The 21,962-nt window shown below is 56.2% G+C and carries 20 protein-coding genes; 13 read left to right on the forward strand and 7 right to left on the reverse strand.

The window, feature by feature from the left end; all coding sequences use genetic code 11:
* The first annotated feature begins 28 nt into the window (after positions 1-28).
* The 4 genes from kduI to F3J31_RS13645 all read left to right on the forward strand — a co-directional run bounded on the left by kduI (position 29) and on the right by F3J31_RS13645 (position 4,245).
* Entirely contained in the window at positions 29-865 is an 837-nt protein-coding gene (gene kduI, locus F3J31_RS13630; protein ID WP_045909902.1) for a 5-dehydro-4-deoxy-D-glucuronate isomerase, read from the forward strand.
* 63 nt (positions 866-928) lie between these two features.
* Entirely contained in the window at positions 929-1,690 is a 762-nt protein-coding gene (gene kduD, locus F3J31_RS13635; protein WP_048224726.1) for a 2-dehydro-3-deoxy-D-gluconate 5-dehydrogenase KduD, read from the forward strand.
* Positions 1,691-2,003: 313 nt separating this feature from the next.
* Complete coding sequence (locus F3J31_RS13640) at positions 2,004-3,419, forward strand: sugar porter family MFS transporter (RefSeq protein ID WP_045909900.1); 1,416 nt, start codon at positions 2,004-2,006, stop codon at positions 3,417-3,419.
* A 133-nt stretch (positions 3,420-3,552) separates the two neighbouring features.
* Positions 3,553-4,245, forward strand: coding sequence for an aspartate/glutamate racemase (locus tag F3J31_RS13645; protein WP_167213893.1), 693 nt, complete (start codon positions 3,553-3,555; stop codon positions 4,243-4,245).
* Positions 4,246-4,259: 14 nt separating this feature from the next.
* Here the strand turns inward: F3J31_RS13645 and F3J31_RS13650 are convergent, their stop codons facing one another.
* A complete protein-coding gene (locus tag F3J31_RS13650; RefSeq protein WP_126534001.1) occupies positions 4,260-4,652 on the reverse strand; it encodes a helix-turn-helix domain-containing protein in 393 nt (130 codons plus the stop codon).
* Between the two features lie 187 nt (positions 4,653-4,839).
* Here F3J31_RS13650 and F3J31_RS13655 point away from each other — a divergent pair, with 187 nt between their 5' ends.
* Positions 4,840-5,391 carry a flavodoxin family protein gene (locus F3J31_RS13655; RefSeq protein WP_173647440.1) on the forward strand — a complete coding sequence of 184 codons (552 nt, stop codon included), beginning with the start codon at positions 4,840-4,842 and terminating at the stop codon, positions 5,389-5,391.
* Positions 5,392-5,410: 19 nt separating this feature from the next.
* Here the strand turns inward: F3J31_RS13655 and F3J31_RS13660 are convergent, their stop codons facing one another.
* Positions 5,411-6,343, reverse strand: coding sequence for a LysR family transcriptional regulator (locus tag F3J31_RS13660; protein ID WP_069720001.1), 933 nt, complete (start codon positions 6,341-6,343; stop codon positions 5,411-5,413).
* Positions 6,344-6,464: 121 nt separating this feature from the next.
* On the opposite strand from F3J31_RS13660, the gene lysA reads away from it, so the two are divergent.
* Entirely contained in the window at positions 6,465-7,727 is a 1,263-nt protein-coding gene (gene lysA / locus F3J31_RS13665; RefSeq protein ID WP_045909895.1) for a diaminopimelate decarboxylase, read from the forward strand.
* On the opposite strand, the gene F3J31_RS13670 is transcribed toward lysA, so the two are convergent.
* Complete coding sequence (locus F3J31_RS13670) at positions 7,697-8,734, reverse strand: LacI family DNA-binding transcriptional regulator (protein WP_167213621.1); 1,038 nt, start codon at positions 8,732-8,734, stop codon at positions 7,697-7,699. The two genes, lysA and F3J31_RS13670, sit on opposite strands and share 31 nt — an antisense overlap.
* Positions 8,735-8,954: 220 nt before the next feature.
* Between F3J31_RS13670 and F3J31_RS13675 the strand changes: the two genes are divergently transcribed.
* Positions 8,955-9,440, forward strand: coding sequence for a GNAT family N-acetyltransferase (locus F3J31_RS13675; protein WP_048224712.1), 486 nt, complete (start codon positions 8,955-8,957; stop codon positions 9,438-9,440).
* Here F3J31_RS13675 and galR read toward each other — a convergent pair.
* Positions 9,401-10,417 carry an HTH-type transcriptional regulator GalR gene (gene galR, locus F3J31_RS13680; protein WP_021242019.1) on the reverse strand — a complete coding sequence of 339 codons (1,017 nt, stop codon included), beginning with the start codon at positions 10,415-10,417 and terminating at the stop codon, positions 9,401-9,403. The two genes, F3J31_RS13675 and galR, sit on opposite strands and share 40 nt — an antisense overlap.
* Positions 10,418-10,842: 425 nt before the next feature.
* Here galR and aas point away from each other — a divergent pair, with 425 nt between their 5' ends.
* Together aas and lplT are read left to right on the forward strand one after the other, a co-directional pair.
* On the forward strand, positions 10,843-13,002 hold the full coding sequence (gene aas / locus F3J31_RS13685; RefSeq protein WP_167213624.1) for a bifunctional acyl-ACP--phospholipid O-acyltransferase/long-chain-fatty-acid--ACP ligase: 2,160 nt from the start codon (positions 10,843-10,845) through the stop codon (positions 13,000-13,002).
* Entirely contained in the window at positions 12,995-14,188 is a 1,194-nt protein-coding gene (gene lplT / locus F3J31_RS13690) for a lysophospholipid transporter LplT (protein WP_167213627.1), read from the forward strand. The genes aas and lplT overlap by 8 nt, the downstream gene beginning before the upstream one ends.
* 92 nt (positions 14,189-14,280) lie before the next feature.
* On the opposite strand, the gene F3J31_RS13695 is transcribed toward lplT, so the two are convergent.
* The 3 genes from F3J31_RS13695 to mutH all read right to left on the reverse strand — a co-directional run bounded on the left by F3J31_RS13695 (position 14,281) and on the right by mutH (position 16,492).
* Positions 14,281-15,321, reverse strand: a complete 1,041-nt coding sequence (locus tag F3J31_RS13695; RefSeq protein WP_048029159.1) for an NADP(H)-dependent aldo-keto reductase — start codon at positions 15,319-15,321, stop codon at positions 14,281-14,283.
* Between the two features lie 131 nt (positions 15,322-15,452).
* Positions 15,453-15,671 (reverse strand): YgdI/YgdR family lipoprotein, encoded by a 219-nt coding sequence (locus F3J31_RS13700; protein WP_008499668.1) that lies wholly within the window; start codon positions 15,669-15,671, stop codon positions 15,453-15,455.
* Between the two features lie 128 nt (positions 15,672-15,799).
* Positions 15,800-16,492 carry a DNA mismatch repair endonuclease MutH gene (mutH, locus tag F3J31_RS13705; RefSeq protein ID WP_047747241.1) on the reverse strand — a complete coding sequence of 231 codons (693 nt, stop codon included), beginning with the start codon at positions 16,490-16,492 and terminating at the stop codon, positions 15,800-15,802.
* A 683-nt stretch (positions 16,493-17,175) separates the two neighbouring features.
* Here mutH and rppH point away from each other — a divergent pair.
* The 4 genes from rppH (at position 17,176) to thyA (ending at position 21,846) form a co-directional block, all read left to right on the forward strand.
* Positions 17,176-17,706, forward strand: coding sequence for an RNA pyrophosphohydrolase (gene rppH / locus F3J31_RS13710; protein ID WP_013098553.1), 531 nt, complete (start codon positions 17,176-17,178; stop codon positions 17,704-17,706).
* A gap of 12 nt (positions 17,707-17,718) precedes the next feature.
* Positions 17,719-19,965 (forward strand): phosphoenolpyruvate--protein phosphotransferase, encoded by a 2,247-nt coding sequence (gene ptsP, locus F3J31_RS13715; RefSeq protein WP_167213629.1) that lies wholly within the window; start codon positions 17,719-17,721, stop codon positions 19,963-19,965.
* Positions 19,966-20,169: 204 nt separating this feature from the next.
* Complete coding sequence (lgt, locus tag F3J31_RS13720; RefSeq protein ID WP_048224706.1) at positions 20,170-21,045, forward strand: prolipoprotein diacylglyceryl transferase; 876 nt, start codon at positions 20,170-20,172, stop codon at positions 21,043-21,045.
* A gap of 6 nt (positions 21,046-21,051) precedes the next feature.
* Positions 21,052-21,846 (forward strand): thymidylate synthase, encoded by a 795-nt coding sequence (gene thyA, locus F3J31_RS13725; protein WP_014885081.1) that lies wholly within the window; start codon positions 21,052-21,054, stop codon positions 21,844-21,846.
* Positions 21,847-21,962 lie beyond the last annotated feature (116 nt).

Here is a 21,962-nt window from a genome sequence, read left to right on the forward strand (position 1 = left end):
TCGGGCATGACCACATCTGGAGGTTACCGTGGACGTCAGAGAAAGCATCCACAGCGCGCACGCCAAAACGCTGGATACTCAGGGGCTGCGCAAGGCATTTTTAGTCGAGCAGATATTCGAGGCCGACAGGTACACCATGGTTTACAGCCATATCGACCGCATTATTGTGGGCGGCATTATGCCCGTCACGAAAACCGTCTCCGTGGGCGGCGAGGTCGGTAAACAGCTGGGCGTGAATTATTTCCTCGAGCGTCGCGAGCTGGGGGTGATTAACATCGGCGGACCGGGCACCATCACCGTAGACGGACAGTGCTATGAGATTGGCCATCGCGAGGCACTGTACGTAGGTAAAGGGGCGAAAGACGTGGTCTTTGCCAGCATCGACGCCAGCAAGCCTGCGAAGTTTTACTACAACTGCGCGCCGGCTCACACCACCTGTCCAACCAAAAAAGTGACCACGGCAGACGTCGCGCCCGTGACGCTGGGCGACAACCTCACCAGCAACCGCCGCACCATCAATAAATACTTCGTGCCGGACGTGCTGGAGACCTGTCAGCTCAGCATGGGGTTGACCGAGCTTGCGCCAGGGAATCTGTGGAACACCATGCCGTGCCATACCCACGAGCGCCGCATGGAAGTCTACTTCTACTTCAATATGGATGAAGACGCCTGTGTGTTCCACATGATGGGACAGCCGCAGGAAACGCGCCATATCGTGATGCACAACGAGCAGGCGGTGATTTCACCGAGCTGGTCTATTCACTCCGGCGTTGGGACAAAAGCCTACACCTTTATCTGGGGAATGGTGGGCGAAAACCAGGTCTTTGATGATATGGACCATGTTGCGGTCAGCGATCTGCGCTAGTCGCGGGCAGTGAAGCATAAACCTGCCTGTGAGTGACAGGCTCTGAAAGAGTAAGGAATAAACATGATTCTGGATGCATTCTCTCTGCAGGGGAAAGTGGCGGTGGTTTCCGGATGTGACACCGGGCTGGGTCAGGGGATGGCGTTAGGCCTGGCGGAAGCGGGCTGCGATATCGTCGGGATTAATATCGTTGAACCGACGGAAACCATCGAACGCGTGACGGCGCTGGGTCGTCGTTTCCTGAGCCTGACCGCCGACCTGCGTAAAATCGATGCCATTCCTGAACTGCTGGATCGCGCGGTGGCGGAATTCGGCCATATCGACATTCTGGTCAACAACGCCGGGCTGATTCGCCGTGAAGATGCGATCAACTTCAGCGAACGCGACTGGGATGACGTGATGGATTTGAACATCAAGAGCGTATTTTTCATGTCCCAGGCGGCGGCAAAGCACTTTATCGCCCAGGGGAACGGCGGCAAGATCGTGAATATTGCCTCCATGCTCTCGTTCCAGGGCGGTATCCGCGTGCCGTCTTACACCGCGTCCAAAAGCGCCGTGATGGGCGTGACCCGCCTGCTGGCAAACGAGTGGGCGAAGCATAATATTAATGTGAATGCCATTGCGCCGGGTTACATGGCGACCAACAACACCCAGCAGCTGCGTGCAGACGAGCAGCGCAGCGCGGAAATCCTCGACCGCATTCCGGCGGGGCGCTGGGGGCTTCCGCGCGATCTGATGGGGCCGGTGGTCTTTCTGGCCTCGTCGGCATCGGACTATATCAACGGCTACACCGTGGCGGTCGATGGCGGCTGGCTGGCACGTTAATTCCACCTGCATGACGAACCTCTGCCCTCGGGTGGAGGTTTTTTTTGGCTAAAAATTGCCATTATCCATATGACATAAGATGAAAAATCCATACTGAAAATTCATAAATGACGCGTATCACAGTTTTATCGCTTAAATATTAGGTAATTAATAAAAAACGTTGCGATTTCAGCATTAGTTGAAATTGTAATGTCCATCACAGATCGTGATGCCATAGCGAAATAATCCATATCTTCACGAATTCCCGCCTGACACTTTTCTTCACTATCTCGTAATTTCATTTAACGAATTTTGCTGTTGAGGCAGGAAAAATATGACATCTATAAATGACTCTACCCTAATGCCCGCTGCGCTGCGCGATACCCGGCGCATGAACCAGTTTGTCTCCATTGCCGCTGCCGTGGCGGGCCTGTTATTTGGACTGGATATTGGCGTCATTGCCGGTGCATTACCGTTTATTACCGATCACTTTACCCTGAGCAGCCGCCTGCAGGAGTGGGTGGTGAGCAGCATGATGCTGGGCGCGGCCATCGGCGCGCTGTTCAACGGCTGGCTCTCGTTTCGTCTGGGACGCAAATACAGCCTGATGGCCGGGGCGATTCTGTTTGTCGCCGGCTCCATTGGCTCCGCGTTTGCCGCAAACGTTGAGGTTCTGCTGCTTTCCCGCGTGCTGCTGGGCGTGGCGGTGGGGATTGCCTCCTATACGGCACCGCTTTATCTCTCCGAAATGGCGAGTGAGAACGTGCGCGGGAAGATGATCAGCATGTATCAGCTGATGGTCACGCTGGGTATTGTGCTGGCGTTCCTGTCTGACACGTACTTCAGCTACAGCGGCAACTGGCGCGCAATGCTTGGCGTGCTGGCGCTGCCAGCGGTGGTGCTGATTGTCTTAGTGATTTTCCTGCCGAACAGCCCGCGCTGGCTGGCGCAAAAAGGGCGCCACGTGGAGGCAGAAGAGGTGCTGCGCATGCTGCGCGATACCTCCGAAAAAGCCCGCGAAGAGCTGAACGAGATCCGCGAAAGCCTGAAGCTCAAACAGGGGGGCTGGGCGCTGTTTAAAATCAACCGCAACGTGCGCCGGGCGGTCTTCCTCGGCATGCTGCTGCAGGCGATGCAGCAGTTCACCGGCATGAACATCATCATGTACTACGCGCCGCGCATTTTCAAAATGGCCGGGTTCACCACCACGGAACAGCAGATGATCGCCACCCTGGTGGTCGGGCTGACCTTCATGTTCGCCACCTTTATTGCCGTATTCACCGTGGACAAGGCGGGCCGCAAACCGGCGCTGAAAATTGGCTTCAGCGTGATGGCGCTCGGCACGCTGATCCTCGGCTACTGCCTGATGCAGTTTGATAACGGCACGGCCTCCAGCGGACTTTCCTGGCTTTCTGTCGGGATGACCATGATGTGTATCGCAGGCTACGCGATGAGCGCCGCGCCCGTAGTGTGGATCCTGTGCTCCGAAATCCAGCCGCTTAAATGCCGTGACTTTGGCATCACCTGCTCCACGACCACCAACTGGGTGTCGAACATGATCATCGGCGCGACGTTCCTGACGCTGCTGGACGCGATTGGCGCAGCGGGAACGTTCTGGCTCTATACGGTGCTGAACGTGGCGTTTATTGGCATCACGTTCTGGCTGATCCCGGAGACTAAAGGCGTGACGCTGGAACACATCGAGCGCAAGCTGATGGCCGGGGAGAAGCTGCGAAACATCGGCGTGTGATCGTATTGCCTGTTTACGTATTCCAGCGTATGCAGGCGATAACCGATATTGGTTTAACAAGGCGCTGAACAGAGCGCCTTTTTTTATTGGCATCGGTTGTGTTAAAAGAAGAAATCAACGAAAAGGAGGGATGATGAAAACGATCGGCCTGTTAGGTGGAATGAGCTGGGAATCGACAATCCCTTATTATCGCCTGATTAACGAAGGGGTGAAGCAGCGTCTGGGTGGTCTGCACTCCGCAAGCCTGCTCCTGCACAGCGTGGATTTCCATGAAATCGAAGCCTGCCAGTCGAGCGGCGAGTGGGATAAAGCCGGGGAGATCCTGGCCCAGGCGGCGCTCGGGCTTGAGCGGGCCGGCGCCGAGGGGATAGTGCTGTGTACCAATACCATGCACAAGGTGGCGTCGCATATTGAGAACCGCTGCTCGCTGCCGTTCCTGCATATCGCTGACGCGACCGGGCGCGCAATTGCGGCATCCGGGATGCGCCGCGTAGCGCTGCTGGGCACACGCTACACCATGGAGCAGGATTTCTACCGCGGGCGCTTGCGCAGCGAGTTTGGGATCGAAAGTCTGATCCCGGAAGAAGAAGACCGGGCGCGCATCAATCAGATTATCTTTGACGAGCTCTGCCTTGGCACCTTCAGCGAAAGCTCTCGCGCCTTCTACGTCAGCGTCATCGAAAAACTTGCGCAGCAGGGGGCCGAAGGGGTGATCTTTGGCTGCACGGAGATCGGTTTGCTGGTACCCGTTGAGCGAAGCCCTCTCCCGGTATTTGATACCACCGCTATTCATGCTGCGGATGCCGTGGCGTTTATGTTGTCCTGAGCGTCCGGTTCTGGTTACATGTTGGCGGCGTCATAAGCGGATTGCGCCGCCACAATAGCATCAATATTATTTTCCACCCAGTGCGCCAGCACCGTCACCGTTTCAGTTAACGTCTGGCCAAGCGGTGTCAGGCTGTACTCGACTGTGACAGGTACCGTGGCGAATATCTTTCGCGACACCAGCCCATCTCGTTCCAGCTTGCGTAAAGACTGGGTCAGCACCTTTTTGGTGATTCGCTGAATATCGCGTTGAAGATGATTAAAGCGCATCGGTCCATTCTCAAGGCGCGCAAGGATTAACAGTGCCCACTTATCGGCGATACGCGTCAGCACGCCGCGTGTCGGGCAGCGCTCATCGAACACGTTGTAAGGAGGCATCTCCTTTTTCAATACTGCTGTAGGGGTCATGGTGGTTCCCTCGAGGTAACCAGGTGAGATAAAAGTGCCTTCTTACGCCCGTGAATATTTGCGTGTATAAAACGACGTAAGGTTTCTATTTGATACCAGGGAACCGAAAATGGCAACGGGCTCGCAGAGCAATTTTAAAATCGTCTTAATCGTTTGACTCACAAGGCAATATTGCATCAGGAGATAAATCATGAGCGTTGTAGTTATCTATTATTCTGGCTACGGTCATACTAAACGCGTTGCAGAAACAGTCGCCGAGGGCGCGCAGGCTGAGCTGATCGCCATTGACAGCAATGGCGATATTCAGGAAAGCGACTGGCAAAAACTCAACGATGCTAAAGCGATTATTTTTGGCGCGCCAACCTACATGGGAAGCGTACCGTGGCAGTTTAAGAAATTCGCTGATGCGACCTCTAAAGCCTGGTTCGTGCGTAGCTGGCAGGACAAAGTGTTCGCGGGCTTCAGCAACAGCGCCAGCCTGAACGGTGATAAGCAGGTGTCGTTACAATACCTGCAAACGCTGGCCTCTCAACACGGTGGGATTTGGGTGAGTCTGGGGCTACCGCCGTCAAATACGCTTGCCGCTACCCGTCAGGACATTAATAATCTGGGCGGTTCTGTTGGTTTACTGGTGCAGTCTCCTTCAGATGCTGATGCTGGCGCCATTGCCAGCGGCGATCTGCAAACCGCGGTGAAATTCGGCGAGCGTGTAGCGGCTATTGCGAAACGTTTTAACTGAGTGTTCAGGCGCCCGCTGTTTAGTGGGGCGTCTGATTCAACATCTTATTCAGCCGGTCGGTCAACATACTTAGCCCTCCTTGCAGATGCTCACTGAACGCCTCCACCAGCGCCGACGCCGGGCGATGCAATGGGCGGATTAGGCTCACGGTAAAAGGAACCGAGACGCTAAACCGACGCACAACAATTCCACTTTCCGCATAGTCCAGCGCCGTAAGCGGATTCACCACCGCGACGCCGACGCCTGCGCGCACCATCGCACAAATCGAGGCCGCGCTGTGCGTTTCTACCACCATTCGCCGTTTTACCTGATGCTCTGCAAACAGGGTATCCAGCAGCTGTCGATAACTGTCGGTCTGCGACAGGCTAATATAGTTTTCCCCATGGAAATCTTCCGGCGTGAGTACCGCCTTACCGGCAAGCCGATGTCCGGCGGGCAGAACGCACACTTCATCTAATGAGAGCAACTCCGTGCGCGCCGTGCCCGCTGGGGAGGAGAGGGTCTCGGTTATCCCTAAATCATGACGCTGAGCCGAAAGCCACTCTTCAAGCAGGGGAGACTCCTGCGGCACGATGGTGAGGCTGACCTCCGGATAGCGGGCCAGAAAGGGCTGGAGCAGCATCGGCAAAAAGGATTGCGAGAAGACGGGCAGGCAGACAATCGACAGCTCGCCCTGGCGAAACTCGCGCAGGCTTTCCGCGGCACTCACTATTCTGTCCAGCCCGTACCAGGAGCGCTGGACTTCCTCAAACAGACGTAGCCCCTGTACCGTCGGGTGAAGCCTGCCCCGGGTGCGTTCGAACAGCTTCAGCCCCAGCACTTTCTCGAAGCGGGCCAGCTCGCGGCTTACCGTCGGTTGCGAGGTATGCAACATCTGTGCGGCTTCGGTGAGATTGCCGGTGGTCATCACGGCGTGGAAAATCTCGATATGGCGTAAATTGACGGCGGGCATAGGGCACCTGAAAGCAGAGAACTGTCCATATCATTTTTGCATAGACTCGCGATAAAACGATATTTTTTATTCTCTTTGCGCTGTGGCGTAATCATCAAAACGCATTTATCCGGAGAAGACCATGCCACGCCCGCTGAACCAGACTGATACCGATTTGAACGCCGACAACCTGCTGCGCCTGCCTGCCGAGTTTGGCTGCCCGGTGTGGGTCTACGACGCGCAGATCGTCCGCGAGAAGATCGCCGCCCTGCATCAGTTCGACGTGGTGCGTTTTGCCCAGAAGGCCTGCTCCAATATTCATATTCTGCGCCTGATGCGCGAGCAGGGCGTGAAGGTGGACTCCGTGTCACTCGGCGAAATCGAGCGCGCGCTGGCGGCCGGATACGATCCGAAAGCCGACAGCGACGCGATCGTCTTTACCGCCGATGTGATCGACGATGCGACGCTGGCGCGCGTTCACGAGCTGCAGATCCCGGTGAATGCCGGTTCTGTGGATATGCTGGAACAGCTGGGTCAGGTTTCTCCCGGCCATCGCGTCTGGCTGCGCGTGAACCCGGGCTTTGGTCATGGCCACAGCCAAAAAACCAATACCGGCGGCGAAAACAGCAAGCACGGGATCTGGTATGCCGATATGCCTGCCGCGCTGGAGGTATTACAACGCTACAGCCTGAAGCTGGTGGGGATTCATATGCACATTGGATCAGGGGTGGATTACGGCCACCTGGAGCAGGTGTGCGGCGCGATGGTGCGTCAGGTTGTCGACTTCGGTCAGGATCTGGAGGCGATCTCTGCGGGCGGCGGTCTCTCCATTCCTTATCGCGAAGGGGAAGAGGCGATCGATACCGATCACTATTACGGTCTGTGGAGCGCCGCGCGCGATCAAATCGCCGCGCATCTTGGCCACGCGGTAAAACTGGAAATTGAGCCGGGCCGTTTCCTGGTGGCGGAAGCCGGTGTGCTGGTTTCGCAGGTGCGCAGCGTGAAGGAGATGGGGTCTCGCCACTTCGTACTGATTGACGCGGGCTTTAACGACCTGATGCGTCCGTCCATGTACGGTAGCTATCACCACATTACCGCCCTGGCTGCCGACGGCCGCGATTTAACGCAGGCGCCGCGCGTTGAGACGGTCGTTGCGGGGCCACTGTGCGAATCGGGTGACGTGTTTACCCAGCAGGAAGGCGGCAAAGTGGAGACCCGCGCGCTGCCAGAGGTCAAGCCGGGGGATTACCTTGTGCTGCACGACACCGGCGCGTACGGGGCGTCTATGTCATCTAACTACAATAGCCGCCCGCTGCTGCCGGAAGTGCTGTTTGATAACGGCAAGGCGCGGCTGATCCGCCGTCGCCAGACCATTCAGGAACTGCTGGCTTTAGAACTCATCTGATGAAAGTACGGCCCCGTTGTGACCGAATCGCGTAAGACCAGCGTGCCGGTAAACGGCGGGATGGCATCGACCGGCTGGTTTCTTGCCAGCCGGATCGCCTGATCGATGGCGGTGACAATCATATTGTCGATGGGCAAATAAACCGATGAGAGCGCAGGCTCCAGCCATTTCGCGCTAGGGGCATCGTCAAAGCCGAACAGTGAAATATCCTGCGGGATTTTAAGCCCCGCCTGGTGTAACGCTTTGGACGCCCCCAGCGCCATGTCGTCGTTACAGGCAAACAGGGCGCTAAACGATACACCGTCGGCAATCAATTCCTTGCACAGCTCATATCCCCCGGTCATTCCCGCATCGCCGTACTTAATCCGACGCTCGTCCAGACGGATGCCGTGCTTTTCCAGCGCCTTGCGATAGCCCATCAGCCTCGCTTTTCCGGTTGGAGTATGGATCGGGACGGTGATACAGGCGATCTCCCGATGACCCTGTTCGATCAGATAATCCACAGCCTTAAATGCGGCATCCTGCTGTTCGAAGAACACGCAGCGATCCGGCGCCTGGCTCACTTCACGGTTAATGACCACCAGCGGTGTTTTTACGGTGTTCATCAGTTTGATGATCGCTTTTTCGCTCATATAGCGTGTATAAAGCACGATGGCATCGCACTGGCGATCGGCCAGCATCTGTACCGCCTGTTCTTCCTGTTCCGGCGCGTCGTGACCGTCGGTGACGATCAGCTGTTTCCCGTGGGTTTCCGTCTGCCGCGACGCCTGCTGAAGAAGGCGGCCAAAGTAAAAGCCGTCGAAGGTCGAGACGACCAGACCAATGCTGTTGCTGGTCTGGTTAGCCAGCGAGCGTGCGAGAAAGTTCGGCCGATAGCCCAGCTCTTCCATCGCAGCAAACACCTGCTGACGCGTACTCTCTTTAACCTGACCCGTGCCGTTCAGCACGCGCGATACCGTGGCCTTCGACACGCCCGCGCGCAGTGAGACATCCAGCATTGTTGCCATTCTACATTCCTGCTTCCACGTAATGATCTGCAGTTTAACACAGAGCTTACGCCGTATAAGCGATGCGGGAAGCGCAAAAATTCCGCCACGATCACGCTTTTTGGTAACGATTCGTCAGGCCTGCCTGAAGTCAAACTAAATAGTCTGACTCTGGTAAAATAATCGCCAATCGAGCTGGAGACGTCAGGCCAGCCCATTAATGAGAATACGCAGGTGAAACGTGAAAAAGACAGTTATCCTCCCGCTCTACGATGCACCGCAGTATGCTGAGCAGGTTACCGACTGGATCTGGCAGGCCTTTGGCGAAGGGCTTCCCCGGGAATTTTTCCACAGTATTGTTGAGCACAGCCAGACGCCGGGGGCATTACCGCTGACGTTTATTGCCGTTGAGGACGAAAAGCTTCTTGGTACGGTGGGGCTCTGGCGCTGCGATTTGATCACCCGACAGGATCTCTGTCCGTGGCTGGCGGCGCTGTACGTTGACGACGCGGCGCGAGGCAAGGGGCTGGCGGGAGAACTTCAGCGGCATGTTATCGCTTACGCCGCACAGTCCGGGTATGAGGAACTCCATCTCTGGTCTGCCTGCCGCGACTTCTACGAACGTTACGGCTGGCAGTATATCGGTGATGGGCTGGAATACCCCAACACGCGGGTTCACCTCTACCGTTATTCGCTCTGCGCTTCTGCAGGCGACGCAACGGAGTGACGACGGACCAGCGTCGGGCTAAACAGATGCGTTATTTCCGGCGGCTGACGCTGTTCAGCCAGCGCGAGTGCCAGCTCGGCGGCCTGCGTTGCCATGGTGATGATTGGGTAGCGCACGGTGGTCAGACGCGGGCGAACATAGCGGGAGACCAGCACGTCATCGAAGCCAATCAGCGAAATTTCTGCCGGTACCTCAATCCCGTTGTCATTCAACACCCCCATCGCCCCTGCGGCCATGGAGTCGTTATAGCTGGCAACCGCCGTGAAATTCCGTCCGCGACCCAGCAGCTCGGTCATGGCCTGCTCACCGCCGCTCTCATCCGGTTCGCCGTAGGCCACCAGCCGGTCATTACACGGCAGCCCGTTTTCACGCAGGGCGTCGTAGTAGCCCTGCAGGCGATCCTCCGCATCGGAAATCGGGTGATTGGAACAGAGATAGCCAATTCGGGTATGTCCCTGCTGAATCAGGTGCCGCGTGGCAAGCCAGGCGCCGTAGCGGTCGTCGAGCGCCACGCAGCGTTTCTCAAAGCCGGGAATAATGCGGTTGATAATCACCATGCCCGGCATCTGCTTCATCAGATGAATCAGTTCGGCATCCGGGATCATTTTGGCGTGAACCACCAGCGCCGCGCAGCGGTGACGGATCAGCTGCTCAATGGCCTGGCGTTCCTTTTGTTCGTTATGATAGCCATTGCCGATCAGCAAAAAATTGCCTGTCTGATAAGAAACCTGTTCAACCGCTTTCACCATGGCGCCGAAAAAGGGATCGGAAACATCCCCCACCACCAGCCCGATAGTTTCTGTAGACTGCTGGGCGAGCGCGCGGGCATTGGCATTGGGATGATAATTCAGGGATTCCATGGCGCTTTGTACCGCCTGACGTGATGCGTCACTGGCTTTTGGTGAATCATTAATTACGCGCGAGACGGTTGCCACCGACACGCCTGCCAGACGGGCCACATCCTTTATTGTCGCCATTCATTACCTTCTTATTGGGGGTAAGCGTTTACACACCAATTAGTGTTGCGGAAAAGCGGCGTGCATTCAAGGGGAGCGGATTTTAGCGCTCCACAAACGTGACGTAGCACACCCCTGGCGGTGTAATCGTTACACGCCCAGTCATGTCTGAAGAATGTGAATCTGAACCTTTAGTTACACTTTGCCTCAGGCTGTTGCGATTGTCCGATAGCAAGGGTGTTAAAGAGGTTGATACAGTTGAGATCCCAGAGGTATTGATTGGTGAGAATTCTTAGTACGGTTTCGTACTCATCTCTTGCACCAACCTGCGCGGATGCGCAGGTTTTTTTTCGCCTCCACTTTTGCTGTCGCTCCCTTACCACTTCTCGTGTAATCTGCCACCATTTACTATCGACCCTCCACACTGGCTGGCAAAGGGAGTTGAGATGCTATTTGGGTTCTTCCGTACGCTTTTCCGTATTCTGTTTCGCATCCGCATCACCGGCGATGCCCGGGCGCTGCGCGGCGAACGCGTTCTCATCACACCAAACCATGTTTCCTTTATAGACGGCATTCTACTGGCGCTGTTTTTGCCCGTGCGCCCGGTGTTTGCGGTGTATACCTCCATCAGCCAGCAGTGGTACATGCGCTGGCTCACGCCGTTGATTGATTTTGTCCCGCTCGACCCGACAAAACCGATGATGATTAAACATCTGGTACGCCTGGTCGAGCAGGGGCGCCCGGTGGTCATTTTCCCGGAAGGGCGTATCTCCGTGACCGGTTCGCTGATGAAAATCTACGACGGCGCGGGGTTTGTCGCGGCGAAGTCAAAAGCGACCGTGGTGCCGCTGCGTATTGAAGGCGCGGAGCTGACCCATTTCAGCCGTCTCAAGGGGCTGGTGAAGCAGCGTCTGTTCCCCAAAATCACGCTGCATATCCTGCCGCCAACGTCGTTACCGATGCCAGACGCGCCGCGTGCCCGCGATCGCCGTAAAATCGCCGGGGAAATGCTGCATCAGATTATGATGGAAGCGCGTATGGCCGTGCGCCCGCGCGAAACGCTGTACGAATCCCTGCTTTCCGCGCAGTACCGCTATGGCGCGAAGAAAAACTGCATCGAAGACATCAACTTTACCCCGGATACCTATCGCAAACTGCTGACCAAGACCCTGTTTGTGGGCCGTATTCTGGAGAAGTACAGCAAAAAGGGCGAAAAGATTGGCCTGATGCTGCCTAACGCGGGCATCAGCGCGGCGGTGATTTTCGGCGCGGTTTCCCGGGGCCGGATCCCGGCGATGATGAACTACACGGCGGGCGTGAAGGGGCTGACCAGCGCCATTACTGCCGCTCAGATTAATACCGTCTTTACCTCCCGTCAGTTTCTGGACAAAGGCAAGCTCTGGCACCTTCCCGAGCAGCTCACCCAGGTGCGCTGGGTCTTCCTGGAGGATCTGAAAGCGGACGTGACCACCGGCGACAAGCTGTGGATTTTTGCGCATCTGCTGGTGCCGCGTCTGGCGCAGGTCAAACAGCAGCCGGAAGATGACGCCATTATCCTCTTCACGTCGGGATCGGAGGGCAACCCGAAAGGCGTCGTCCACAGCCACAAGAGCATTCTGGCGAACGTTGAGCAGATTAAAAGCATCGCCGACTTTACCGCGAACGACCGCTTTATGTCGGCGCTGCCGCTGTTCCACTCTTTTGGCCTGACGGTGGGGCTGTTCACGCCGCTCCTGACCGGCGCAGAAGTGTTCCTCTACCCGAGCCCGCTGCATTACCGCATTGTGCCGGAGCTGGTGTATGACCGTAACTGTACCGTTCTGTTCGGGACCTCAACCTTTCTGGGGAACTATGCGCGTTTCGCCAATCCGTATGATTTTTATCGCGTGCGGTATGTGGTGGCTGGCGCGGAAAAACTGCAGGAGAGCACGCGCCAGATCTGGCAGGACAAGTTTGGCCTGCGCATTCTCGAAGGCTATGGCGTTACCGAGTGTGCGCCCGTGGTCTCGATTAACGTGCCGATGGCGGCGAAACCGGGCACGGTTGGCCGAATTCTGCCGGGGATGGACGCGCGTCTGCTGGCGGTGCCGGGCATTGAGGACGGTGGCCGCCTGCAGCTGAAAGGGCCAAACGTGATGAACGGGTATCTGCGCGTGGAAAATCCGGGCGTGCTGGAAGCGCCGACGGCGGAAAACGTCAACGGCGAGATTGAAACCGGCTGGTACGACACCGGCGATATCGTCCGTTTCGATGAGCAGGGCTTTGTACAGATTCAGGGACGCGCGAAACGCTTCGCCAAAATTGCCGGCGAAATGGTCTCTCTGGAAATGGTGGAGCAACTGGCGATGGCCGTGTCCGCCGAGAAGATGCACGCCACGGTCGTGAAGAGCGATGCCAGCAAAGGCGAGGCGCTGGTGCTTTTTACGACCGACAGTGAGCTTAAGCGCGACAGATTACTGAGCTATGCACGCGAACACGGTATTCCTGAACTGGCCGTGCCGCGCGATATTCGCTACCTGAAACAGCTCCCGGTACTGGGCAGCGGAAAACCCGATTTCGTGACCCTGAAAGGCATGGTTGAAGAGGCGGAACAGCAAAATGCGTGAGTCAGTACACACTAACACATCCCTCAGGTCGAAAGGCATGATGGCCGTAATCGCCGCGCAGTTTCTTTCTGCGTTCGGTGATAACGCGCTGCTGTTTGCCACGCTGGCGCTGCTGAAAGCCGAGTTTTACCCCGACTGGAGTCAGCCGATCCTGCAGATGGTGTTTGTGGGCGCTTACATTATTTTTGCTCCGTTTGTGGGGCAGGTGGCGGACAGTTTCCCGAAAGGCCGGGTGATGATGTTTGCCAACGGCCTCAAGCTGCTGGGGGCGGCCAGCATTTGCTTTGGCTTCAATTCGTTTATTGGCTACACGCTGGTGGGCATTGGCGCCGCTGCCTACTCCCCGGCGAAGTACGGCATTCTCGGCGAGCTGACCACCGGGGATAAGCTGGTGAAAGCCAATGGTCTGATGGAGTCATCCACTATTGCCGCTATCCTGATTGGCTCCGTTGCGGGCGGCGTGCTGGCCGACTGGCATGTGCTGGCGGCACTGGGCGTGTGTGCAGTGGTGTATGGCGGGGCGGTCGTGGCGAACCTGTTTATTCCGAAGCTGCCTGCGGCTCGCCCGGGTCAATCCTGGCGATTTAAACCGATGACCGGCAGTTTCTTTACCGCCTGCCGCGTGCTGTGGCATAACGGTGAAACGCGTTTCTCCCTGATGGGGACCAGCATGTTCTGGGGCGCGGGCGTTACGCTGCGCTTCCTGCTGGTCCTGTGGGTGCCGGTGGCGCTGGGCATTACGGACAACGCGACGCCAACCTATCTTAATGCGATGGTGGCCATCGGCATTGTGGTTGGGGCGGGCGCGGCGGCGAAGCTGGTCACGCTGGAGACGGTCGCACGCTGCATGCCCGCAGGGATCCTGATTGGCGTCGTGGTGCTTATCTTCTCGCTGCAGCATGCGTTATTGCCCGCGTATGCCCTCCTCATCCTGATTGGTATTCTGGGGGGCTTCTTCGTGGTGCCGCTGAATGCGTTACTGCAGGAGCGGGGCAAGCAGACCGTCGGGGCAGGCAATGCCATTGCGGTACAAAACCTGGGTGAAAACCTGGCGATGCTGTTAATGCTGGGGCTCTACTCGCTGGCGGTAAAAGTGGGTGTGCCGGTGGTCGGGATTGGTGTCGGGTTTGGCGGGCTGTTTGCGATTGCGATTGCTGCATTATGGCTCTGGCAACGTCGCCGTTGATATATAGCCGTGTGGCGGCTTCGCCTTACCCAGCCTGGGTTTGAGCACCTGTAGGCCCGGTAAGCGTCGCGCCACCGGGCAAAAGCGTCAGGCTATGGTGCAGGATAAGTATAAACCTGATGCACTGCTTCAATTTCCGCTAACACCTCTTCACTCAGGTTCAGGTGGAAACTCTCAATATTGGTTTTCAGCTGTTCCATCGTGGTTGCGCCCAGCAGGGTACTGGCAACAAACGGCTGACGACGCACGAAGGCCAGCGCCATCTGCGCAGGGTCAAGACCGTGACGCTTCGCGATATCCACATAAGCGGCAACGGCTTTCTGCGTCTGCTCGCCGCTGTAGCGGGTAAAGCGGCTAAAGAGGGTGTTACGCGCCCCGGCCGGTTTCGCGCCGTTCAGGTATTTCCCCGTCAGGGTGCCGAAGCCGAGACAGGAGTAAGCAAGCAGTTCCACTTCTTCATACTGCGACACTTCGGCCAGGCCCACTTCATAGCTGCGGTTAAGCAGGCTGTACGGGTTCTGAATAGTCACGATACGCGGCAGATCGTGCTTATCCGCCAGGTGCAGATAGCGCATGACCCCAAAGGCCGTTTCGTTAGACACGCCAATGTAGCGGATTTTTCCCGCACGCTGGCATTCGGTCAGCGCTTCCAGCGTTTCCAGCAGCGTCACCGCGGGGGCGCTCTCATTCCAGCTGTACCCGAGCTTGCCAAAGCAGTTGGTTGGCCGCTGCGGCCAGTGTACCTGGTACAGGTCGAGATAGTCGGTTTGCAGGCGCTTGAGGCTGGCGTCCAGCGCGGCGCGGATATTTTTGCGATCGAGGATCTGGTTCGGGCGGATCCCGGTATCGTTGTTGCGCGCGGGGCCGCTGACTTTGGAGGCAATCACCAGCTTTTCACGGTTGCCGCGTTTTGCCAGCCAGTTACCGACGTAGGTTTCGGTCAGTCCCTGCGTCTCAGGACGTGGCGGAACAGGGTACATCTCTGCGACATCAATCAGGTTAATGCCCTGGCTGACGGCATAATCGAGTTGCGCATGGGCATCGGCTTCGCTGTTTTGTTCACCAAATGTCATCGTGCCCAACCCCAGTTGGCTAATTTCCAGTGCGCTGTGGGGGATACGGTGATAATGCATAGCCGGCTTCCTCAGTAGACATATAAACCGCGTCAGGGCGTACCCGACAAAGGAATATAAACATGGCAGAGGGGAAGCAAAAGGGGAAGAAAAAAATCAAAAAGGCCAGCAAGCGACTGACCTCTCTCTGATTATCGCTCGATAATTTGCGATACTTCGTCGCGATTGATCTGCATTTTATTGCCTTCCTGGTCGCGGTAGCTGACCAGACCGGTATCATCGTCGACTTCGGGTTTACCGTCGGTCAGGATCATTCGACCATCTTTTGTCGCCATGACGTAATCGCTGCTACAGCCCGATACGGCAAACGCTAAACCGACTGCTGACACTAATACTGCCCATTTTTTCATCGTTATCGTCCTCATCTGGCTTGTATCAAATCATCATCTAGTATTAACCCGATATGGCGACTTGAGGAAGCGGTAAAATCTTAAAAAGCAGTCGATTATGTTTGAGAGCTCTCAAAATAAGTAAAAAACTATGTTTTCAGCAGGAAATGACGTGCGAGTAGTGCGCCGGTGAAATTCTTTTTGAGATAAAAACCGCGCGGCAACGTCAGTATCGGCTCACCCTGCGCGCCGATTGCCTCGGTGAGGGCTTTACTGTTGGCTGCTTTTGGGCGCAGCTGTAATACCTCTCCGTGTCGGGCGGTGATGCGCTCAACCTGCCCAAGAACAATCATGTCCATCAGCTCCTCCCAGTCCAGACGCAGCTGATGCTCCTCATCCTCGTCCGGGCTCCAGAGCAGCGGCGCGCCAACGCGACGGTCGGCCAGGGGAATCTGACGTTCACCCTCAACCGGTACCCACAATACGCGCTTCAGCTTGTGACGAACGTGGCTGGTTTCCCACGTTACGCCGGTATTGCCGGTTAATGGCGCAACGCAGACAAAGGTGGTCTCAAGCGGCTTGCCCTGGCGGTCAACAGGAATGGTTTTTAGCTCCACGCCAAGGGCTGCAAAATCTTGCTCAGGTTTGCTCCCTGCGCTGGCACCCAGCCACAGCTCCAGCAGCATGCCGATCCAGCCTTTATCCCGTTTCAGATCCTTCGGGATCGGCAGCCCGGCCATTGCTGCCAGCTCGCCAAGCGAAAAACCGGCCAGACGCTGTGCCTGCAGTAGCAACTGGCTCTCGCTGGACGGTGGTGAGCCCAAGGGTGTAAGCGGATGCATGACGGTAACCTTTTGATTAAAAAATAAACGAAGAATTTGTCCCCTGTGGATAGAGTTTAACTTTTTCTGTACCAATATGACATCTCTATGATTTATAGGTTTTTTTATTGGTATGAAATCGTTTCGCCTGGGTGGAAAAAGCGGTTGTTCAAATCTGGTCACTGACAATGAACAGGATCTTACACCATGTTATCCACAGAAAAATGGGATAACTGGGCATAACCCTGACTACTGTTTCAATTTACAGCCTTGACGTGCGATGAAAATCGAATTTTCACACAAATTGTGACTAACTTATTGGCACAATCTGTGGATAAAACCGACGCTGTTCGATCTTTCATCAGCACGACGATCCCTGGTGTGACGATCGTCACGCTATTCAGTTTTTTGTTTACGTAAATGCATCTAACTATATGAATATAATCATGTTAATGAATGAGAGCAAAAGAGGGTGTGCGGCGGTCGTTGAGGTTGTTCATCGGTAATCAGACACTTCTTCACAACTATATCCACAGAAAAGGTGAATAAAATTCCCTTCACTGTCGCTCATCTGTTTATAACTCAACACTTATTTGTGAGTTATTCAATTGTTATTAGGTTGCAGGCCTGTAAGAGAGTGGTTTACCGCCTCCCTGTAGTGTGAAACAATCATTCATATATAAGGTTTAGTTTGGGGTAGTCCGGTGATTGATGACGATGGCTACCGCCCGAACGTAGGAATAGTAATTTGTAATCGTCAGGGCCAGGTGATGTGGGCCCGTCGATATGGTCAACACTCCTGGCAGTTCCCGCAAGGCGGGATCAATCCGGGAGAGTCCCCAGAACAAGCGATGTACCGGGAGCTTTTTGAAGAGGTCGGTTTGAGCCGAAAAGATGTTCGCATCCTGGCTTCGACCCGCAACTGGTTGCGTTACAAGTTACCGAAACGTTTGGTGCGTTGGGACACAAAGCCGGTTTGTATCGGCCAGAAACAGAAGTGGTTTCTGTTGCAGTTGGTGGGCAACGATTCAGACATCAATATGCAAACCAGCAGTACGCCGGAGTTTGATGGCTGGCGCTGGGTGAGCTATTGGTATCCTGTTCGTCAGGTCGTGTCATTTAAGCGCGATGTTTACCGTAGGGTGATGAAAGAGTTTGCAAGTGTGGTGATGCAGCTTCAGGAGATCCCGCCTAAGCCGCAGAGCGCACCTGCCTGGCGACGTAAAAGAGGTTAAGCTACGCAAATCATGCTCACCCGCTTGCGAGAAATAGTCGAGAAGGTGGCCAGCGCGCCGCGTCTGAACGAGGCGTTGAATATTCTGGTCACCGACATCTGTCTTGCGATGGAGACCGAGGTCTGTTCGGTGTATCTGGCCGACCACGATCGGCGCTGCTATTACCTGATGGCGACCCGTGGTTTGAAAAAACCACGTGGACGCACCGTTACGCTCGCATTTGATGAAGGTATCGTGGGTCTGGTTGGGCGACTGGCTGAACCCATTAACCTTGCTGACGCGCAAAAACACCCCAGCTTTAAATACATCCCTTCCGTAAAAGAAGAGCGCTTCCGCGCTTTCCTTGGCGTGCCGATTATCCAGCGTCGCCAGTTGCTCGGCGTGCTGGTTGTCCAGCAGCGTGAACTACGTCAGTACGACGAAAGCGAGGAGTCTTTCCTCGTCACGCTGGCCACGCAGATGGCGGCGATCCTCTCTCAGTCTCAGCTTGCCGCGCTCTTTGGTCAGTATCGCCATACGCGCATTCGTGCCCTTCCGGCATCGCCAGGTGTGGCGATTGCTGAAGGCTGGATGGACGCCACGCTGCCGTTAATGGAGCAGGTTTACGAAGCCTCAACGCTTGATGAAGCGCTTGAGCGCGAGCGTCTCACCGCCGCGCTGGAAGAGGCAGCGAATGAATTTCGTCGTTACAGCAAGCGTTTTGCCGCAGGCGCGCAAAAAGAGACGGCGGCTATCTTCGACCTCTATTCGCACCTGCTCTCCGATGCGCGTCTGCGTCGTGAGCTTTTTGCGGAAGTGGATAAAGGCTCGGTCGCAGAGTGGGCGGTTAAGAAGGTCATCGAAAAATTTGCCGACCAGTTTGCGGCTTTGACCGACGGTTACCTGAAAGAGCGGGCAGGGGATCTGCGCGCTCTGGGGCAGCGCCTGCTGTTCCATCTTGATGACACCATTCAGGGCCCGAATGCCTGGCCAAAACGGTTTGTTCTGGTCGCCGACGAACTCTCGGCAACGACGCTGGCTGAACTGCCGCAGGACAGGCTGGCCGGTGTGGTGGTGCGCGATGGTGCCGCCAACTCACACGCCGCCATTATGGTGCGCGCGCTGGGCATCCCTACCGTTATGGGGGCGGACATTCAGCCGTCGGTGCTGCACCGACGTACGCTGGTGGTCGACGGCTATCGCGGTGAGCTGCTGGTCGATCCTGAGCCGGTTCTGCTCCAGGAATACCAGCGTCTTATCAGCGAAGAGAATGAATTAAGCAAGCTGGCGGAAGATGACGTTAACCTGCCCGCCCAGCTTAAGAGCGGTGAGCGGATCAAAGTCATGCTCAACGCCGGTTTAAGCCCCGAGCACGAAGAGAAGCTGGGCAGCCGCATCGACGGCATTGGCCTGTACCGTACTGAAATCCCGTTCATGCTGCAAAGCGGTTTCCCCTCTGAAGAGGAACAGGTGGCGCAGTATCAGGGGATGCTGCAAATGTTTAACGACAAACCAGTCACCCTGCGAACCCTGGACGTCGGGGCGGATAAACAGCTCCCCTATATGCCGATCAGCGAAGAAAACCCGTGCCTGGGCTGGCGTGGGATCCGCATTACGCTCGATCAGCCAGAGATCTTCCTGATCCAGGTGCGCGCGATGCTGCGCGCCAACGCGGCGACGGGCAATCTCAGCATCTTACTGCCGATGGTCACCAGCATTGATGAGATCGACGAGTCCCGGCGGCTGATCGAACGTGCTGGCCGTGAAGTGGAAGAGATGATCGGCTATGCGATCCCGAAACCGCGGATTGGGGTCATGCTTGAAGTGCCCTCCATGGTCTTTATGCTGCCGCAGCTGGCAAACCGCGTTGATTTTATCTCTGTCGGCACCAACGACCTGACGCAATATATTCTGGCCGTCGACCGTAACAATACCCGCGTCGCCAGTATCTACGATAGCCTGCATCCGGCGATTATTCGCGCCTTAGCGATGATTGCCCGAGAAGCGGAGCAGTACGGCATTGATTTACGCCTGTGCGGTGAAATGTCCGGGGATTCCATGTGCGTTGCGATCCTGATTGGTCTGGGATACCGCCATCTGTCGATGAACGGTCGCGCTGTTGCTCGCGTGAAATACCTGTTGCGGCATATCGACATCGATGATGCCCGCGAGCTGGCAGAACGCAGCCTTGAGGCGCAGCTGGCAGCGGAGGTCCGTCATCAGGTCGCGGCGTTTATGGAACGACGCGGTATGGGCGGTCTGATCCGCGGCGGCCGCTAAAGCCTTTCTCCCTCTCCCACAGGGAGAGGGGCGAGGTGAGGGCACAAGCGCGCATAAAACCCTATACACATCTTTTACATCTCGGGCGCATCCTCCGCGTCCGCCTTGTGCTATGATTCGCAACTTTGGAGCCTCTGCTTACGGCAGAATCGCATTTCTACCGCTGTCCACTTTCAGCGGAATAACAACATCTTGTGGTGACAGATGAACAGTGGTTATCTGCATTTTCCGGAATTTGATCCGGTCATTTTCTCAGTAGGACCTGTTTCGCTTCACTGGTACGGTCTGATGTACCTGGTGGGCTTCATTTTTGCCATGTGGCTCGCTGGCCGTCGCGCCAGCCGTCCTGGCAGCGGCTGGACCAAAAACGAAGTTGAAAACCTGCTGTATGCGGGCTTCCTCGGCGTATTCCTCGGTGGCCGTATTGGGTATGTGCTGTTCTATAACTTCCCGGTATTCCTGAACGATCCGCTCTATCTGTTCCGCGTCTGGGACGGCGGCATGTCCTTCCATGGCGGCCTGATTGGGGTGATCCTGGTGATGGTGATTTTTGCCAAACGCACCAAACGCAACTTCTTCCAGGTGTCCGATTTTATCGCGCCGCTGATCCCGTTTGGTCTCGGGGCGGGCCGTCTGGGCAACTTCATCAACGGTGAGCTGTGGGGCCGCGTCGACCCGAGCGTTTCCTTTACCATGCTGTTCCCGGGCTCGCGCGCGGAAGACATGGCGCTGCTGCCGTCGCATCCTGAGTGGCAGTCCATTTTCGATACCTACGGCGTGCTGCCGCGCCATATGTCTCAGCTGTACGAGCTGGCGCTGGAAGGCGTGGTGCTGTTTATCATCCTCAACCTGTTTATCCGCAAACCGCGCCCGATGGGGGCTGTCTCCGGCCTTTTCCTGATCGGCTACGGTGCATTCCGTATTATCGTCGAGTTCTTCCGCCAGCCGGACGCACAGTTTACCGGCGAGTGGGTACAGTACATCAGCATGGGGCAGATCCTCTCCATTCCGATGATTGTCGCGGGTGCCATTATGATGATTTGGGCGTATCGTCGTCGTCCACAGCAACAGATTTCCTGAGGAACCATGAAACAGTATCTTGAACTGATGAAAAAAGTGCTCGATGAGGGCACGCCGAAAAACGACCGCACCGGCACCGGTACGCTCTCCATTTTTGGCCACCAGATGCGCTTCAACCTGCAAGAAGGTTTCCCGCTGGTGACGACAAAGCGCTGCCATCTGCGCTCGATCATTCATGAACTGCTCTGGTTCCTGCAAGGCGATACCAACGTTGCGTATCTGCACGAAAATAACGTCTCGATCTGGGACGAATGGGCAGATGAAAACGGCAATCTGGGCCCGGTATACGGCAAGCAGTGGCGCGCATGGCCCACGCCTGATGGCCGCCATATTGACCAGATCACCACCGTGATGAACCAGCTGAAAAACGATCCGGACTCGCGCCGCATCATCGTTTCCGCCTGGAACGTCGGCGAGCTGGATAAAATGGCGCTGGCACCGTGCCACGCGTTCTTCCAGTTCTATGTGGCGGATGGAAAGCTCTCCTGCCAGCTCTATCAGCGCTCCTGTGACGTGTTCCTCGGCCTGCCGTTTAACATTGCCAGCTATGCGCTGTTAGTTCACATGATGGCGCAGCAGTGCGACCTGGAAGTGGGCGATTTCGTCTGGACCGGTGGGGATACCCATCTCTACAGCAACCATATGGAACAGACGCATCTCCAGCTGACCCGCGAACCGCGTGCGCTGCCGAAGCTAATTATCAAACGCAAACCGGCATCAATCTTCGACTATCGCTTTGATGATTTCGAGATTGAGGGCTACGACCCGCACCCGGGCATCAAAGCGCCCGTCGCGATCTGATGCGATAAAGCCTGACACAACCGGTGCTGTTTAGCGCCGGTTTTTTTTCGCCTTTCTCCCGTTTCCCGAAGCGCTATCCAGAAAGCCTGCAACGCGCTGCAACTCACCCACTTCTC

The organism is Enterobacter sp. Acro-832 (assembly GCF_011752745.1).
GTDB lineage: Bacteria > Pseudomonadota > Gammaproteobacteria > Enterobacterales > Enterobacteriaceae > Enterobacter > Enterobacter quasiroggenkampii.